The organism is Propionicimonas paludicola (assembly GCF_002563675.1).
GTDB lineage: Bacteria > Actinomycetota > Actinomycetes > Propionibacteriales > Propionibacteriaceae > Propionicimonas > Propionicimonas paludicola.
In genome coordinates, this window is record NZ_PDJC01000001.1 from 1,364,883 (window position 1) to 1,381,157 (window position 16,275).

The following is a 16,275-nucleotide window of genomic DNA, read 5'->3' on the forward strand; positions in this document are numbered from 1 at the left end:
CCGCACTCCGACTCAGCCCGCCAGGGCCTTGCTGATGGCGGCCAGTGCGGCCGCCCCAGCCGAGGCATCCGAGCCGCCGCCCTGGGCCAGGTCGTCGCGGCCACCACCACGTCCACCTAGGGCCGCAGCGCCGACACTCACCAGCGCACCGGCCTTGGCGCCTAGAGCGCGGGCCGCCTCCGTGGTGGCCACCGTGAGGATCGGCTTCTCAGCGCCGCCGACCAGAGCAACCACCCCGGCCGCCGAGCCGAAGACCGAGCGGACCTCCATGGCCAGGTTGCGCAGGTCGTCGCCACCCAGTCCGGGCAACTCCTTGGCCACCAGCCGGTAGCCGCCTACCTCGGTGGCGCCGGCAACCAGGGACGGCACCTTGGACAGGATCTCGCGGCTGCGCATGGCGGCGATCTCCTTCTCGGCCGCCTTGACCTGGGCGATCAGCTTGCCGACTCGCTCGGCCAGCTGATCGGGCTGCACCTTGAGCAACTCGGCCAGACCGGAGACCAGCGCGCGCTCCTTGGCCAGGTCGGCGAAGGCGTCGGCGGCCACGAAGGCCTCGACGCGACGCAAGCCCGAGCCCACCGAGGACTCGCCGATCAGGCTGAGCAGCCCGATCTGGGCCGTTCGCTCGACGTGGGTACCGCCGCACAGCTCGCGCGACCACGGACCGGCCAACTCGACCATCCGAACCACGTCGCCGTACTTCTCGCCGAACATGGCCTGGGCGCCGAGAGCCTTGGCCTGGTCCAGCGGCATCTCGGTGGCCGTGACCGGGTAGTCGGCGCGAATGGCCTCGTTGGCCACGCCCTCCAGCTCCTGCTGCAGGTCATGGCTCAGCCCGGACGTCGCGTTGAAGTCGAACCGCAGGTAGCCCGGCTTGTTGTAGGAACCGGCCTGGTGAGTGCCCTGGCCGAGCAGCTGGCGCAAGGTGGCGTTCACGATATGGGTGGCGGTGTGCGCCTGGCAGGCGGCATGCCGGGCCGCAGCGTCCACCGCAGCCAGCACGGACGCACCGGTGGCCAGCTCGCCGTCGTCGATCCGCACCTTGTGCACGACCAGGCCCTGCACCGGACGCTGCACGTCCAGCACCTCCAGGCTCAGGCCGTCACCGGTGATCAGGCCGGAGTCGGCATCCTGGCCGCCGGACTCGGCGTAGAACGGGGTCTCCTCAAGGACGACCTCGACCACTGATCCGGGCTGGGCCCGGTCGACCAGCTGGCCGTCGGCGATGATGCCGCGGACCTTGGTCTCGGCATTGAGGTCGGTGAAGCCCAGGAACGGCACCTCACCCGAAGAGCGCAGGCTGCGATACGCCTCGGACGCCACGGTGGCGCCCTTCTTGGCCTTGGCATCGGCCTTGGCCCGCTCGCGCTGCTCGGTCATCAGGGTGCGGAAGCCCTCGGCGTCCACGTTCAGCCCCTGCTCGGCAGCCATCTCCAAGGTCAGGTCGAACGGGAAGCCATAGGTGTCATGCAGCTGGAAGACCTGCGAACCACTGAGCGTCCCGGACTGCTCGGAGCGGGCCTGGCCTGCGGCCAGGTCGAAGATCTGCGTGCCGGCGGCCAGAGTGCGGCGGAACGCCTCTTCCTCGGCGTAGGCGACCTGGCTGGTCCGCGTCCACTGATCGGGCACCTCGGAGTAGGAGGACGCCATCAGGTCGCGGCTCACCGGCAGCAGCTCGGGCAGCACCGGGTCGGTGACCCCGAGCAGCCGCATCGAACGGATGCTGCGCCGCAGCAGCCGGCGCAGCACGTAGCCACGCGCCTCATTGCCGGGGGTAACCCCGTCGGTCATCAGCATCAGGGCCGAGCGGACGTGGTCGCCCACCACTCGCAGCCGGACGTCGTCCTGGGCGTCCTTACCGTAGCGAGTGCCGGCCAGTTCGGCGGCCCGGGTGATCACCGGGAAGATCTCGTCGATCTCGTACATGTTCGCCACGCCCTGCAGCAGGTACGCGGTGCGCTCCAGGCCCATGCCGGTGTCGATGTTCTTACTGGGCAGCGGGCCGAGCACGTCGAAGTCGTCCTTGGCGCGGACCGCGGACAGTTCCTCGGTCTGGAAGACCAGGTTCCAGATCTCCAGGAAGCGATCCTCGTCGGCCTCGGGGCCACCGTCCGGGCCGAACTCGGGGCCACGGTCGATGTAGATCTCGCTGCAGGGTCCGCCGGGGCCGGGGATCCCCATGTGCCAGTAGTTGTCCTTCAGGCCTCGGCGCTGGATGTGCGCCTTCGGCACGCCGACCCCACGCCACAGCGCGGCAGCCTCGTCGTCGTCGTAGTAGGCGGTGACCCAGACCTTGTCCGGATCGAAGCCCAGGAAGCCGTCGGCCTGACTGCCGGTGACCAGCTCCCAGGCGAACTCGATGGCCTCGGCCTTGAAGTAGTCGCCGAAGGAGAAGTTGCCGTTCATCTGGAAGAACGTGCCGTGCCGGGTGGTCTTGCCGACCTCCTCGATGTCGAGGGTCCGGACGCACTTCTGCACGCTCACGGCGCGCTTGTACGGTGCGTCCTCGGCGCCGGTGAAGTACGGCTTGAACGGCACCATGCCGGCATTGACGAACAGCAGGGTCGGGTCGTTGTAGACCAGCGGAGTGGACGGCACGATGGTGTGACCCCGGGCCGCGAAGTAGTCGATGAATCGACGCCGGATTTCGGCGGTTTGCATAGCGATAGTTCCTTAGTTGTCGATTGCGGAAGCGGTCGGGTTCTCCTGGACGAGATCAGCCTTCACTCGTCCAGGCCGAGAGCGTCTCGCAACTCCTCTTCCCGCTCGTCCATGGCCTCGCCCATGGTGGCCAGGAACTCCCCGGCCCACTCGAACAGCCCACTGCGGGTCCGCTCGATCTGCTCCACGACCCCCTTGGGGGTGAGCCGCTCGTACAGCTCGCGACCCTTCAGCACGACCACGGCGGTGACCCCGACTCCGACGGCCAGCCAGAACAATCGCTTGCCCATCACTTGCCCTTCTTCTTGGTCGCAGGCTTCTTGCCGGCGACGGCCTGCCGCACGCCATAGGTGAAGGCGGCCGTCTTGATCAGCGGGCCGCCCAGCGTCGAGGCGAACAGGGTGGACAGCTGGGCTGCATTCTGGGTGACCACGGTGGCATTCGCGCTCACCTTGGCGACATCCTCGGTGACCAGGCTCAGCTTGCCGAGCTCGTCATTGGTCGCGCTGACGGTGTTCTTCAGCTCGACCAGGATCGGCACCGAGTTGTGACCGACGTCACGCACAGCCAGTCGCAACTCCTCCAGCACGCGACCGAGCTTCAGCAGCGGGACGGCGCTGAACCCGACCAGAGCCACTGCGGCTACCGCAGCGATCAGGCCGGCGACCTCTCCGACAGACATTGGCTACCTCGCATTCGCACAGACGAAAGTCACTGCTGAAGCCTAGTGCACGCCTGCACCGGAAACGGCGGGGACGTCCGGGCGGCCCCGCTCACCGCCGCTGATCGCGAAGCAGGCCGCCACCACGGCTCCGACCAGGGCCGCCGCCGCGGGCAGCAGCATGCTGTTGGCCATGGCTTGCGCGAAGCCGGCCCGCAGCAGTGGCGGCAGTTGCCCGGAGGCCTCTGCCGCGCTGGCCGCTTGGCCGCCGCCGGGCAGGAGCGCGGCCAACTGGGCCTGCATCAGTGCCGCGATGGCGGCACTGCCCAGCACCGAGCCCACTTGGCGGACCGAGTTGTAGACCCCTGAGCCTGCGCCGGCATTGCGCGGGGACAGGTCTCTGGTGGCGGTGACGCCGATCGGCGACCAGGTGAAGGCGCCGCCCAGGCCCATCAGCGCGCTCGGCAGGAGCAGTCGCCACCACAGGCTCTCGTCCGGCACCAGCCACAGCGCGTACCAGCCCATGGCCAGCGCCATCGTGGCCAGACCGAAGGTGGCCAGGTAGCGGGCCGGATAGCGATCCACCAGCCGCCCGACCAGCGGCGCCAGCGCACCCGACAGCAGGGCCATCGGGACCAGCTGCAGCGCGGCGCGGGTCGGACTGAAGCCGAGCACGAGCTGGTAGTAGAAGACCAACGGCAGCGAGTTCGCGGTCACTGCGAGTCCGACCATCCCGATCGCCAGGTTCCCCAGAGCGAAGTTGCGGACGCGGAACAGCGCTAGCGGGAGCAGCGGTTCGCCGGTGGAGACCTTCTGCCACCAGACGAAGACGGCGAGCACGACGATCCCGAATCCGATCACCGCCCAGATGGTGATCGGCCCCCACAGCTGTCCCCACTGATGGCTCTGGCCCTCCTGGATCCCGAAGACCAGGGCGAACATGCCGACCGCCCACAGCCCCACGCCGGGCAGGTCGAAGCGGTGCGGATGCGTCTCCAGGTGCGGCACCAGCCGCCAGGCCAGCACAAAGCCGACCACGCCCACCGGGACGTTCACGAAGAAGATCCACTGCCAGCCCAGGCCGTCCACCAGGAAGCCACCCAGAATCGGGCCAACCAGCGTGGCCACGGCTGCGGTGGCACCCCACAGGCTCATGGCCTGGCCGCGGGACTGCGGCGGGAAGGTGCGAGTGATCACGGCCATGGTCTGCGGCGTCAGCAGGGACGCTCCCAGTCCCTGCACGGTGCGGGCCGCGATCAGCATCTCGATCGAGGTGGACGCGCCGCACCAGGCCGAGGCCAGGGTGAACACCACCAGGCCGATCAGGTAGATCCGCTTCGGTCCGAAGCGGTCACCGAGGCGGCCGGTGACCAGCAGCGGTACGGCGTAGGCCAGCAGGTAGGCGCTGGTTACCCAGATCACCGCATTGATGTCGGCGTCCAGGCCCTTCATGATCCGCGGGTTGGCCACCGAGACGATGGTGGTGTCGACCAGGATCATGAAGAAGCCGACCACCAGCGCCCATAGGGCGGGCCAGGCACTCTTGGGCGAAGTCACGTGGGAACTCAACCCCGGCGGATCGCCGATCATTCCGAGGTGCGGCCGAGCAGCTGCTCGAGCATCGCCAGCCGCTCGGCCATAGCCGCCTCGTTGCCGTGGCCGGTGGGACGGTAGTAGCGCGCGTCGGCCAGTTCGTCCGGCAAGTACTGCTGGGCGGCCACTCCGTGCTCGGCGTCGTGGGCGTACTGGTAGCCCTTGCCATGCCCGTAATCCTTGGCGCCGGCGTAGTGGGCATCGCGCAGGTGCGGCGGGACCGCACCGATCCGGCCGGCCCGGACATCGGCCAGGGCGGCATCGATGGCCACGATCACGGCATTGGACTTCGGCGCCATGGCGCAGGCGATCACGGCCTGAGCCAGATTGATCCGGGCTTCGGGCATCCCGATCAGGGCCACGGCCTGGGCGGCAGCCACACAGGTCTGCAACACCGAAGGGGCAGCCATCCCGATGTCCTCACTGGCCAGGATGATCAACCGGCGAGCGACGAACCGGGGATCCTCGCCGGCCTCCAGCATCCGGGCCAGGTAGTGCAGGCCGGCCTGGACATCCGAGCCGCGCAAGCTCTTGATGAAGGCGCTGATCACGTCATAGTGCTGATCGCCGGAGCGGTCGTAGCGCACCGCGGCCCGATCGACGGCAGCCGCCACCACCTCGGCGGTGATGTCGGTCACCCCCATGGCCTCGGCGCCGGCTGCGGACTCCTCGAGATAGGTGAGTACCCGGCGGGCGTCCCCGCCGGCGAAGCGCAGCAGGTCGGTCCGCGCTTCCGCGGAGAGCTGGTAGGCGCCGGCCAGGCCGCGCTCGTCGCTGAGCGCCCGATCCAGCAGCGCCGAGAGCTCGGACTCCTCCAGCGGCTTCAGGGTGAGCAGCAGCGAACGACTCAGCAGCGGAGAGATCACCGAGAACGACGGGTTCTCGGTGGTGGCCGCGATCAAGGTGACCAGCCGGTTCTCCACGGCCGGCAGTAGGACGTCCTGCTGGGCTTTGGAGAACCGGTGCACCTCGTCCACGAAGAGCACGGTGGGCACTCCCCTGGCCAGCTGCGCTTTGGCCTCGGCCAGCGCGGCGCGCACCTCCTTGACTCCGGCGGTCACCGCGGACAGCTCCACAAAGCGGCGTCCGCCGGCCGCCGCAACCACTGCGGCGATGGTGGTCTTGCCGACTCCGGGCGGGCCCCAGAGGAACACCGACATGGCCGTGCTGCCTTCGACCAGGCGACGCAGCGGCGAACCCGGACCGAGCAGATGCTGTTGGCCGACGATCTCGTCGATGGAGCGAGGCCGTAGCCGGACGGCCAGCGGCACCGAGGCATGGCTCACCCCACTCAGCGATCCTCCGATGTCAGGAGGTGTTGTCGGCTCCGGATTGCCGAACAGATCGGTGTCCACGCGGCGACGCTACACCGCCGCGGAGACGTCCTTGACTTCACCCATAACTCGACATACTCTCGATATATCGACGACGTTACGTAGAACACACGAGAGGAGCTCACAATGAGCCAACGCAACGATGGCCCCTACTGGGGTGAACCTGATGATGGGCGGCACCGCGGTCATGGACGGCGCCGCGATCGCTTCTCCTACGACGGCCCTGGCGGCTTTGGCCCGGGAGCCTTCGGCCCCGGCGGCGCCTTTGGTCCTGGTGGCGCTTTCGGCCCGTCCGGCCCGTTCGGCCCCGGCGGCCCGATGGGACCCAACGGCCCACTCGGGCCTGCTGGTCCGATGGGTCCGCGCAGCCGGGGACGCGGTCGCCGCGGCCACGTCCGGACCTCGATCCTGGCCCTGTTGGGTGAGGGTCCGCTGAACGGCTACCAGATCATGCAGACCCTGGGTGAGCGCACCGGCGGCGCCTGGCGGCCCAGCCCGGGGGCGGTCTACCCGGCGCTGAACCAGCTCGAAGATGAGGGCCTGATCGAGGCCTTCGACAACGAGGGCCAGAAGGCCTTCCGGCTCACCGAGGCCGGCCGCGAGGCCGCCAGCGAGGTGGAGACTCCCCCATGGGAGGTCGTCAACGAGGCCATCGCCGAGTGGAACCCCGGTCAGATCGGAGCGCTGTGGCAGGAGTACGCACGGCTGGCCGGTGCGGCCAAGGAGTTCACCCGCAATGCCAGCGTGGCCGAGATCGAGTCAGCGACCAAGGTGCTCGCCGAGGCCCGGCGCAAGCTGTACGCGCTGCTGGCCAGTGCGGACGACGTCCCGAACGGCGACGACCTGCGCTGAGAACACCACAAGCTGTGAGCTGGACGGCGACTACGCCGCACAACTCACAGCTTGTGTGCTGTTCAGGATCAGGCAGTGGCTGCGGGGGCCTTCGGGACGAAGTCCACGCCGGCCTCCTTGCGCTGCTTGGCGCTGATCGGTGCCGGAGCCGAGGTCAGCGGATCGAAACCGCCACCGGACTTCGGGAACGCGATCACGTCGCGGATCGTGTCGAAACCGCCCAGCAGCATGACCAGCCGGTCCAGGCCGAAGGCGATGCCGCCGTGCGGCGGGGCGCCGAAGGCGAAGGCGTCCAGCAGGAAGCCGAACTTCTCCTGCGCCTCCTCGGCGTCCAGACCCATCACGGTGAACACCCGCTCCTGGACGTCCCGGCGATGGATACGGATCGAGCCGCCACCCACCTCGTTGCCGTTGCAGATGAAGTCGTAGCCGTAGCTCAGCGCCGAGGCCGGATCGGTGTCGAAGGTGTCCATCGACTCCGGCTTGGGCGAGGTGAAGGCGTGGTGGACGGCGGTGTACTTGCCACCGGCCACGGCCACGTCACCGGACGCCTCGGCGTCCTCACGCAGCTTGAACATGGGGGCATCGACCACCCAGAGGAACGACCAGGCGCTCTCGTCGATCAGGCCGCACCGGCGGGCGATCTCCAGCCGGGTCGCGCCCAGCAGCTCCTGGGTCGCCTCACGGCGTCCGGCGCCGAAGAAGATGCAGTCGCCGGGCTGAGCGTCCATGGCGGCGGCCAGGCCGGCCCGCTCGGTCTCGGAGATGTTCTTGGCCACCGGGCCGCCGAGCTCACCGTTCTCGTCGATGGTCACGTAGGCCAGGCCCTTGGCGCCGCGCTGCTTGGCCCATTCCTGCCAGGCATCGAAGGTACGTCGCGGCTGCGAGCCGCCACCGGGCATCACCACACCGCCCACATACTCGGCCTGGAAGACCCGGAACGGAGTGTCGGCGAAGAAGCTGGTCAGCTCGCGAATCTTGTTGTCGAAGCGCAGATCGGGCTTGTCGGAGCCGTAGTTGTCCATGGCGTCCGCCCAGGTCATCCGCGGCAGCGGAGCGGGCAGCTCGACGCCGATCAGCGCCCAACAGGCCGCCATGACCTTCTCGGCGATGGCGATCACGTCGTCCTGATCGACGAAGCTCATCTCGATGTCGAGCTGAGTGAACTCCGGCTGCCGGTCGGCGCGGAAGTCCTCGTCCCGGTAGCAACGGGCGATCTGGTAGTAGCGCTCCATGCCGGCCACCATCAGCAGCTGCTTGAACAGCTGCGGGCTCTGCGGCAACGCGTACCACGAGCCCGGGTGCAGCCGAGCCGGCACCACGAAGTCGCGGGCGCCCTCGGGAGTCGAGTGGGTCAGGGTCGGGGTCTCGAGGTCGTAGAACTCGAGGCTGTCCAGCACGCCGCGGATCGCATGGGTCACTGCGGAGCGCAGCACCATGGCGTCGTGCATCCGCTGCCGGCGCAGGTCCAGGTAGCGGTACTTCAGCCGGGCGTCCTCGTTGACCGCACTGCGCTCGTCCAGCTGGAACGGCAGCGGGGCGGACGGGTTGAGCACCTCCAGCGAGCTGGCTGCAACCTCGACCTCACCAGTGGCCAGGTTCGGGTTCACGGTGTCGGCGGAACGCTGCTCGACCACGCCGGTGACGGCGATGCAGTACTCGTTGCGCAGGGCGTGGGCACCACTGGTCTCCAGGATGTCGTCGCGGACGACCACCTGGACGATCCCGCTGGCGTCGCGCAGGTCGAGGAAGGCCACCCCGCCGAGATCTCGGCGCTTGGCCACCCAACCGGCCAAAGTGACGGTGGTGCCGACCTGCTCAGTGCGCAGCGTTCCGGCCTGATGAGTGCGAATCACGAGTGCAATGTCCTTTCCAGGGCCTTCGACATCAGGCCGAGGGCGATTTTACGACCATTGGGCGCAGGTCGCCCGCCGGGGGCAGCCAGGCGTCCGGATCGGCCAGCGTCTGCTCACCGCTGCGGATGTCCTTCACCTCGTCGGTGGAAAACCAGACGAACGGAATCCCCCGCCGGTCTGCGTAACGAATCTGCTTGCCAAACTTGTCGGCCTTGGGAGCCACCTCGCAGGCGATCCCACGGGCCCGCAGCTTGGCGGCCGTGGCGATAGCGGCGCTACGGGTCTCCTCGGCGTCCACGGCCACCAGCACACAGCTGGGCACCGAACGGGACGCGGTCAGGACGCCCTTGCCGACCAGCGGGACCAGGATCCGGCTCACCCCGATGCTCAGGCCGACCCCGGGGTAGGTGGTCCGGCCATCACTGGCCAGGGAGTCGTAGCGACCGCCGGAGGAGATCGAGCCCATCGACTCGTAGCCGGCCATGGTGGTCTCGTAGACGGTGCCGGTGTAGTAATCCAGGCCGCGGGCGATCTTCAGGTCGGCGACCAGCCGTCCGGGAACCTGCCGGGATGCCTCGTCCACCACAGCGGCCAACAGCTCCAGGCCCGCACTGAGCAGCGGGTGCTCGACGCCGAGCGCCTCGACCTGATCGACGAAGCTGGCGTCCGCACTGCGGATGCCGGCCAGCGCCAGGCACTTGTCGGCGGCGGCCCGGCTCAGCCCGACCTCATTGACCAGCAACTCGGCGACCGCCTCGGGCCCGATCTTGTCCAGCTTGTCGACCCGCTGCAGCACGGCCAGGTGATCCTCCACCCCTAGCCCGCGGTAGAAACCCTCGGACAGCTGCCGGTTGTTGACACTCATGGTGGCTTGCGGCACCCCGAAGTCGACGTGCAGCTTCTCCAGCGCCTCCAAGGTGACCAGCGGCAACTCGACATCGTGGTGCGCGGCCAGGCTCTCGGCGCCGACGATGTCGATGTCAGCCTGGGTGAACTCGCGGTACCGGCCCTCCTGGGGGCGCTCGCCCCGCCAGGCCTTCTGAATCTGGTAGCGCCGGAAGGGGAACTGCAGGTGCCCGGCGTTCTCCAGCACGTAGCGGGCGAACGGGACGGTCAGGTCGAAGTGCAGGCCCAACTCGTCCGGAGCATCGGCGTCGGCATGCAGCCGGCGGACCACGAACACCTCCTTGTCGATCTCACCCTTGCGGGTGAGCTGCTCCATGGGCTCAACCGCCCGGGTCTCGATCGAGCCGAAGCCGTGCAGTTCGAAGGTGTCGGCCAGGCTGGCCAACACACGCTGCTCGACGATGCGACCGGCCGGGGTGAACTCGGGGAAGCCGGACAGGGGCTTGGGACGGGCCATCAGTTCCTCAGGAAATCGGGTTGCAGGCAGGGATTGTGAAGTCGCTCATTGGCGAGGCTGGTCTGCGGCCCGTGGCCGGGAAGCAGCGCAGTCCGATCCGGAAGCGTCAGCACCACCTCACGCAAGCTTCGCAGCATCGTCGGCTGGTCGCCACCGGGTAGGTCGGTGCGTCCCACCGATCCGGCGAAGACCACGTCTCCGGTGAAGGCGATCCGTTCGACGCCGGGATGCTCGTCGGTGGCCACCCACAGCAGGACGCTGCCCGCGGTGTGACCTGGCGCCGGCAGCACCTCGAACTCGAGCCCGGCCACCGCCAGCATGCCGTCCGGATAGGGCCGTACTTCTGCGGGTTCTGCCATGACCGCACCGATCAGGTTGCGGACCAGAGCCGCGCCACCCGGATCCAGACCCGCGGCCGGGTCGGCCAGCAGGTGCCGGTCGGAGGGGTGGATGTAGACCGGAATGCCGTAGCTATCGGCGACCTGGGCCGCGTCGGCCACGTGGTCGAAGTGGCCGTGAGTGGCCAGCACTGCGCTCGGCACCAGCCCGTGCTCGGCGACCAGCCGGGCGACCATGGCGGCCGCATCCTGGCCCGGATCGATGACCACGCATTCGGCCTTCTCAGCCGCCGCGATCAGGTAGCAGTTGGCCTGCCACGCGCCGCTCGGAAAGGATGCCAGGAACACGACGCGAAGCCTACCGCTGGTCCGGCTTTGGCAAGGTTGTCACAAACCCCTTCGGATCGGGCAAGATGAAGCCCATGAACTCCAGCGCTGGCCCGGCGGACTTCGGTCGCGTCGACCCCGATGGCACTGTGTACGTCCGTACCGCGGACGGCGAGCGTGCCGTTGGACAGATCCCTGACGTTTCCGCGGACGAGGCTCTGGCCTTCTACGTTCGCCGTTTCGAGGCGCTGGAGGTGGAGGTCGGCCTGCTCGAGGCCCGAATCGGCGGTGGTGCGTTATCCCCCGATGAAGCCAAGCACAGCGTCAACCAGGTGAAGGCTTCGGTGGCCGCAGCGAACGCCGTCGGTGACCTGGCGGGTCTGGCCGCTCGCCTGGAGGCACTGGCCCCGGCGATCGCCGAGCAGTCCGAGGCCCGCAAGGCCGAGCGCGCCAAGCAGCTGGAGGCCACCCGGGAGACCAAGGAGAAGATGGTCACCGAGGCCGAGACCTTGGCCCAGGGCAACGACTGGCGTGGCGGAGTGAACCGCTTCCGCTCGTTGCTGGACGAGTGGAAGGCGCTGCCCCGCATCGATCGGGCCACCGACGACGCTCTGTGGCATCGCTTCTCGGCGGCCCGCACCACCTACACCCGACGCCGCAAGGTGCAGTTCGCCGAGCAGTCGGCCAAGCGTGATCAGGCCAAGGCGGCCAAGGAGCAGATCATCGCCGAGGCTCGGCAGCTGGCCGACTCCACCGAGTGGGGACCGACTGCGGGGGCCTTCCGTGACCTCATGACCCGCTGGAAGGCGGCCGGCGCCGCCCCGCGCGATGTGGACGACGCTCTGTGGGCCGAGTTCCGGGCCATCCAGGACGGCTTCTTCAACAACCGCGCCTCCGTGCTCAGCGAGCAGGACGCCGAGTTCAAGGCAAACCTGGACGCCAAGCTGGCGCTCTTGGACGAGGCTGAGGCCACCTTGGTCCCGGTCACCGATCTGGCCGCCGGACGCGCCGGCTTCCGTTCCTTCCTGGAGAAGTACAACCAGTACGGACGGGTTCCCCGCGAGCAGGTGCGCACCCTCGATGCTCGGGTGAAGGCTCTCGAGGCCGCGGTTCGCCGCGCCGAAGAGGACGAGTGGCGCCGCACCGACCCTGAGGCACGGGCGCGCGCGGAAGACACCGTAGCCATGCTGGATGCCGAGATCGCCAAGCTCACCGAGAAGATCGCCAAGGCCGAGGCCCGCGGCGATGCGAAGGCCGCCGACAAGGCGCGGGAGTCGATCGCGACCTACACGACCTGGCTCGACCAGGCCAAGGCCACGCTGGCCGACTTCCAGGCCTGAGGCCTGATCAGTCCTTCAAGCGGTAGACGTCGTAGACCCCGGCCACCCGCCGGATGGCACTGATCAGGTGCCCGAGGTGGGTCAGGTCGGTGGTCTCGAAAGTGAACCGGAACTTGAAGGTGTGATCCTTGGTCGTGTTCAGGCTGGCCGACTGGATCGAGATGTGATGGTCGCCCATCACCTTGGTCACCTCGGCCAGCACCCCGGTGCGGTCAAGGCCCTCCACGTGCAGGGCCACCTGGAACGAACTCGATGAGGTCGGCGCCCAGGCCACCTCGACCACTCGCTCCGGCTGGGTGCGCAGGTTCTGGGCATTGGTGCAGTCGGTGCGGTGCACCGACACGCCGCTCTCTCGGGTGATGAAGCCCAAGATCGCATCGCCGGGGACCGGACGGCAGCACCGAGCCAGCTTCACCCACACGTTCGGATCGCCCTGGACGACCACGCCAGCCTCGTTGCCCGAGGCTCGTGCCCGCCGGACCCGGCCGAGCACCGTGGTGTCCTCGCCACCCAGCTCGGCAACCTCTTCGGCACCGCCTTCAGCGGCGATCAAGCGCTGGACGACTGCCTGCGGACTGATCGTGGACTCCCCCACGGCCGCATAGAGTCCGTCGATGTCGGCCACCCGGAAGTGCTCGACCAGCCCGGCCAGATGCTCGGGGGTGAGCAGCCGCTGCAGCGGAAGTCCGGCCCGGCGCAACTGTCGGGTGAGCATCTCGCGGCCGGTTTCCACCGACTCCTCGCGGCGCTCCCGCTGGAAGTACTGGCGGATCTTGCCGCGAGCCCGGGGACTCTTCACGAAGCCCAGCCAGTCCCGGCTGGGACCGGCATTGGACGCCTTCGAGGTGAGCACCTCAACGACGTCCCCGCTGGACAGCGCCGACTCCAGCGACACCAGGCGGTTGTTCACGCGGGCGCCGATGGTCCGGTGGCCGACCTCCGTGTGCACGGCGTAGGCGAAGTCGACCGGTGTCGCCCCTTGCGGGAGGCTGATCACATCACCCTTGGGGGTGAACACGAAGACCTCGTCGGTGGCGATCTCGAAACGCAGAGTGTCCAGGAACTCGGCCGGATCCTCGGTCTCGCGCTGCCACTGGCTGATCTGCTGCACCCAGTTGAGCTCGGTGCCGTCGACCTTGCCTTCCTTGTACTTCCAGTGGGCGGCCACACCGTACTCAGCCTGCCGGTGCATCTCGTGGGTGCGGATCTGCAGCTCCACCGGCTTGCCGCCCGGCCCCAGCACCGTCGTATGCAACGACTGGTAGAGGTTGAACTTCGGCATGGCGATGTAGTCCTTGAACCGGCCCGGCAGCGGGTTCCAGCGCGCGTGCAGTGTGCCCAGCGCGGCGTAGCAGTCCCGCTGGGTGTCGACCAGGATCCGCAGTCCGACCAGGTCGTAGATGTCGGCGAAGTCGCGTCCGCGGACCACCATCTTCTGGTAGATCGAGTAGTAGTGCTTCGGACGCCCGTAGACGGTCGCCTTCAGCCCGGCGTCGGCCAGGTCCGCCCGGACCTGCTCGGTCACCTGGCGCAGGTACTCCTCGCGCAGCGGGGCCCGGGTGGCCACCAGCTTCACGATCTCGTCGTAGATCTTGGGCTGCAAGGTGGCGAAGGCCAGATCCTCCAGCTCCCACTTGATCGCGTTCATGCCCAGCCGGTGGGCCAGCGGAGCGAAGATCTCCAGGGTGTCCCGGGCGATCGCCATCTGCTTGTCCTGGCGCAGATGGCCGAGGGTGCGCATGTTGTGCAGCCGGTCGGCCAGCTTGATCACCAGGACCCGAATGTCCCGGCTCATGGCCAGCACCATCTTGCGGATGGTCTCGGCCTTGGCCGACTCTCCGTAGGCGATCTTGTCCAGCTTGGTCACGCCGTCGACCATGGCGGCGATCTCTGGGCCGAAGTCGGCAGTCAGCTGCTCAACGGTGTAGGAGGTGTCCTCGACGGTGTCGTGCAGCAGCGCCGCACACAGAGTGGGCTCATTCATCCCCAGCTCGGCCAGGATGGTGGCCACCGCCAGCGGGTGGGTGATGTAGGCGTCCCCGCTCTTGCGGAGTTGGCCGGTGTGGTAGTGCTCAGCGGTCCGATAGGCCCGCTCGATCAGGGCGACGTCCGCCTTGGGGTGGTGGACGTGGACGATCCGGATCAGCGGATCCAGCACCGCGGCCGGCTGGTTGCGCTGTGAACCCAGCCGGGCCAGCGCCTGCCGCATGCGGGCGCGCGGCTGATCGGTGGTCAGGCGAGTCCTGGGCTCTCCAGGCAGCCCATCACCCTCACCGTAGGGACCATGGATGCCCTCCGCCGACACGCAATCCTCCGAGCCTGTAGCTGTGAGCTATCACTCTACCCGTGGGGCCCGCTGCTTCACCGCCTGCCGCACCACCACCACCTGATCACCGGCCTGCAAGGCATCCACCCCAGGCTCGTAGTAGCGACGCATGGTCCGATGCCGGATCACCGCCAGCACCTTCTCACCGGTCAGTTCGTCGGGCATCCGGCCGATGTCGTCGGCCTCGACCTGGCGCTGGACGACCTCCAGCCCGTCGCCGGTGGAGATCAGATCCTCGATCACCTGGCCGAGCTCCGGACTGATCGAGGACAGCCCCATCAGCCGACCGACGGCATCGGAGGAGGTGACCACGGCGTCCGCCCCGGACTGTCGAATCAGCGGAACGTTGTCGGAGTCGCGCACGGCCACCACCACGTGGGCGGCCCGGTTCAGCTGCCGGACGGTGAGGGTGGCCAGGATCGCGGTGTCGTCCCTGCCGACGGTGATGATCACTTCGCGGGCCTTGGGCAGCTCGGCGCGATGCAGCAGTTCCCGGGCGGTGGCATCGCCGTCGAAAGCGGCCAGGCCGGCCCGGTTCGCCGCGGCGACTGCCAGCGGGTCGGAGTCGATCACGACGATCCGGTCCGCGGTCAGCCCGCCACGCAGGAGCGTCTGAACCGCGCTCTGCCCGGTGGTGCCGAATCCGATCACGACAGTGTGGTTGCGCATGGTCTTCCTCCAGCGGGAGTCAGCCAACGCCCGCCGGCCCTCGTTGGCAAGCACCTCGACAGTGGTGCCGACCAACAAGACCAGGAAGGCGATCCGGATGGGAGTGACGATCACGGTGTTGATCAGCCGAGCATGATCGGCCACCGGGGTGATATCGCCGTACCCGGTGGTGGTCATGGTGACCGTCGCGTAGTACAGCGCGTCCAGGAACGACACGCCATCGCCACCGGCATGGTCGACGTAGGCGTCCCGATCCACATACACGATCAGGGTCAGTACCAGCAGCAGCCCCAGAGCCAGGAACAGCCGCCAGACCAGCTCCCCGGTAGCGCTGCGGCGCCGAGCCGGCAGCCGCACCTGGGCAAGACCCACCCAGGGTGCCCGCGATCTTCCGAACCGCGCCCGGGGTGCGTCCATCACACCGTGATGACGGCCGTCGTGTTGTCGATTCCGAGTCCGGCCAGGTGCTCGCGGCCGCCCAGGAAGCTCAGCTCGAGCAGCACCGACACCGCCACCAGCTCGGCACCGAGTCGGTTCACCAGCGCCGCAGTGGCACCGATGGTTCCACCGGTGGCCAGCACGTCGTCGATCACCAGCACCTTGGCTCCGGGCAGGATGGCATCGGTGTGGACGGCCAGGGTCTCGTCCCCGTACTCAAGGGAGAAGGTCTGGGTGTACACATCGCCGGGCAACTTGCCGGGCTTGCGGACCGGGACGAAGCCGGCGCCCAGCTCGAGAGCGACCGGACCGGCGAAGATGAAGCCGCGGGCCTCCATGCCGACCACCACGTCGATCCCGGCCGGCGCGGACGCCGCCAGTTCGCTGATCGCCGCCCGATAGCCGGCCGCCGAGGCGAGCAGCGGGGTGATGTCCTTGAACAGCACCCCCGGCTTCGGGAAGTCGGGAATGTCCCGGATCAGCGAGGAGATCAGCGCCTTGTTGGCAGCGTTCATCA

Annotated in this window: 13 protein-coding genes; 2 read left to right on the forward strand and 11 right to left on the reverse strand. The window is 68.4% G+C overall.

Annotated features, from left to right (window positions below; translation table 11 throughout):
• Nucleotides 1-12: 12 nt before the first annotated feature.
• The 5 genes from alaS to ATK74_RS06320 form a co-directional block, all read right to left on the reverse strand.
• Nucleotides 13-2,661 carry an alanine--tRNA ligase gene (alaS, locus tag ATK74_RS06300; protein ID WP_098460240.1) on the reverse strand — a complete coding sequence of 883 codons (2,649 nt, stop codon included), beginning with the start codon at nt 2,659-2,661 and terminating at the stop codon, nt 13-15.
• A 62-nt stretch (nt 2,662-2,723) separates the two neighbouring features.
• On the reverse strand, nt 2,724-2,951 hold the full coding sequence (locus ATK74_RS06305) for a hypothetical protein (protein WP_098460241.1): 228 nt from the start codon (nt 2,949-2,951) through the stop codon (nt 2,724-2,726).
• Complete coding sequence (locus ATK74_RS06310; RefSeq protein ID WP_098460242.1) at nt 2,951-3,343, reverse strand: DUF948 domain-containing protein; 393 nt, start codon at nt 3,341-3,343, stop codon at nt 2,951-2,953. Before ATK74_RS06310 ends, ATK74_RS06305 begins: the two co-directional genes overlap by 1 nt.
• 42 nt (nt 3,344-3,385) lie before the next feature.
• Nucleotides 3,386-4,879, reverse strand: a complete 1,494-nt coding sequence (locus tag ATK74_RS06315) for a DHA2 family efflux MFS transporter permease subunit (protein ID WP_281255367.1) — start codon at nt 4,877-4,879, stop codon at nt 3,386-3,388.
• A 29-nt stretch (nt 4,880-4,908) separates the two neighbouring features.
• Nucleotides 4,909-6,270 carry a replication-associated recombination protein A gene (locus ATK74_RS06320; RefSeq protein WP_098460244.1) on the reverse strand — a complete coding sequence of 454 codons (1,362 nt, stop codon included), beginning with the start codon at nt 6,268-6,270 and terminating at the stop codon, nt 4,909-4,911.
• A gap of 105 nt (nt 6,271-6,375) precedes the next feature.
• Between ATK74_RS06320 and ATK74_RS06325 the strand changes: the two genes are divergently transcribed.
• Complete coding sequence (locus tag ATK74_RS06325) at nt 6,376-7,101, forward strand: PadR family transcriptional regulator (protein WP_098460245.1); 726 nt, start codon at nt 6,376-6,378, stop codon at nt 7,099-7,101.
• A gap of 68 nt (nt 7,102-7,169) precedes the next feature.
• Here ATK74_RS06325 and aspS read toward each other — a convergent pair whose 3' ends face one another.
• The 3 genes from aspS to ATK74_RS06340 are packed head-to-tail and all read right to left on the reverse strand — an operon-like array spanning nt 7,170 to nt 11,006.
• A complete protein-coding gene (gene aspS, locus ATK74_RS06330; protein ID WP_098460246.1) occupies nt 7,170-8,957 on the reverse strand; it encodes an aspartate--tRNA ligase in 1,788 nt (595 codons plus the stop codon).
• Nucleotides 8,958-8,988: 31 nt separating this feature from the next.
• A complete protein-coding gene (gene hisS / locus ATK74_RS06335) occupies nt 8,989-10,320 on the reverse strand; it encodes a histidine--tRNA ligase (protein ID WP_098460247.1) in 1,332 nt (443 codons plus the stop codon).
• Entirely contained in the window at nt 10,320-11,006 is a 687-nt protein-coding gene (locus tag ATK74_RS06340) for an MBL fold metallo-hydrolase (protein ID WP_098460248.1), read from the reverse strand. The genes hisS and ATK74_RS06340 overlap by 1 nt, the downstream gene beginning before the upstream one ends.
• A 74-nt stretch (nt 11,007-11,080) precedes the next feature.
• Between ATK74_RS06340 and ATK74_RS06345 the strand changes: the two genes are divergently transcribed.
• The gene (locus ATK74_RS06345) at nt 11,081-12,325 is read left to right on the forward strand and encodes a DUF349 domain-containing protein (RefSeq protein WP_098462070.1); all 1,245 of its coding nucleotides are present in this window, start codon (nt 11,081-11,083) and stop codon (nt 12,323-12,325) included.
• A gap of 7 nt (nt 12,326-12,332) precedes the next feature.
• On the opposite strand, the gene ATK74_RS06350 is transcribed toward ATK74_RS06345, so the two are convergent.
• Genes ATK74_RS06350 through ATK74_RS06360 form a run of 3 tightly spaced genes read right to left on the reverse strand, consistent with a single transcriptional unit; the run spans nt 12,333 to nt 16,273 of the window.
• Nucleotides 12,333-14,630, reverse strand: a complete 2,298-nt coding sequence (locus ATK74_RS06350) for a RelA/SpoT family protein (RefSeq protein ID WP_098460249.1) — start codon at nt 14,628-14,630, stop codon at nt 12,333-12,335.
• Between the two features lie 30 nt (nt 14,631-14,660).
• Nucleotides 14,661-15,737, reverse strand: a complete 1,077-nt coding sequence (locus tag ATK74_RS06355; protein ID WP_098460250.1) for a potassium channel family protein — start codon at nt 15,735-15,737, stop codon at nt 14,661-14,663.
• Complete coding sequence (locus ATK74_RS06360) at nt 15,737-16,273, reverse strand: adenine phosphoribosyltransferase (protein WP_098460251.1); 537 nt, start codon at nt 16,271-16,273, stop codon at nt 15,737-15,739. Before ATK74_RS06360 ends, ATK74_RS06355 begins: the two co-directional genes overlap by 1 nt.
• Nucleotides 16,274-16,275 lie beyond the last annotated feature (2 nt).

What these genes read in the sequence shown, in the direction of transcription:
- alaS (WP_098460240.1), bottom strand. Translation starts at nt 2,661, where the DNA reads ATGCAAACCGCCGAAATCCGGCGTCGATTCATCGACTACTTCGCGGCC.
- ATK74_RS06305 (WP_098460241.1), bottom strand. Translation starts at nt 2,951, where the DNA reads ATGGGCAAGCGATTGTTCTGGCTGGCCGTCGGAGTCGGGGTCACCGCC.
- ATK74_RS06310 (WP_098460242.1), bottom strand. Translation starts at nt 3,343, where the DNA reads ATGTCTGTCGGAGAGGTCGCCGGCCTGATCGCTGCGGTAGCCGCAGTG.
- ATK74_RS06325 (WP_098460245.1), top strand. Translation starts at nt 6,376, where the DNA reads ATGAGCCAACGCAACGATGGCCCCTACTGGGGTGAACCTGATGATGGG.
- hisS (WP_098460247.1), bottom strand. Translation starts at nt 10,320, where the DNA reads ATGGCCCGTCCCAAGCCCCTGTCCGGCTTCCCCGAGTTCACCCCGGCC.
- ATK74_RS06345 (WP_098462070.1), top strand. Translation starts at nt 11,081, where the DNA reads ATGAACTCCAGCGCTGGCCCGGCGGACTTCGGTCGCGTCGACCCCGAT.
- ATK74_RS06355 (WP_098460250.1), bottom strand. Translation starts at nt 15,737, where the DNA reads ATGGACGCACCCCGGGCGCGGTTCGGAAGATCGCGGGCACCCTGGGTG.
- ATK74_RS06360 (WP_098460251.1), bottom strand. Translation starts at nt 16,273, where the DNA reads ATGAACGCTGCCAACAAGGCGCTGATCTCCTCGCTGATCCGGGACATT.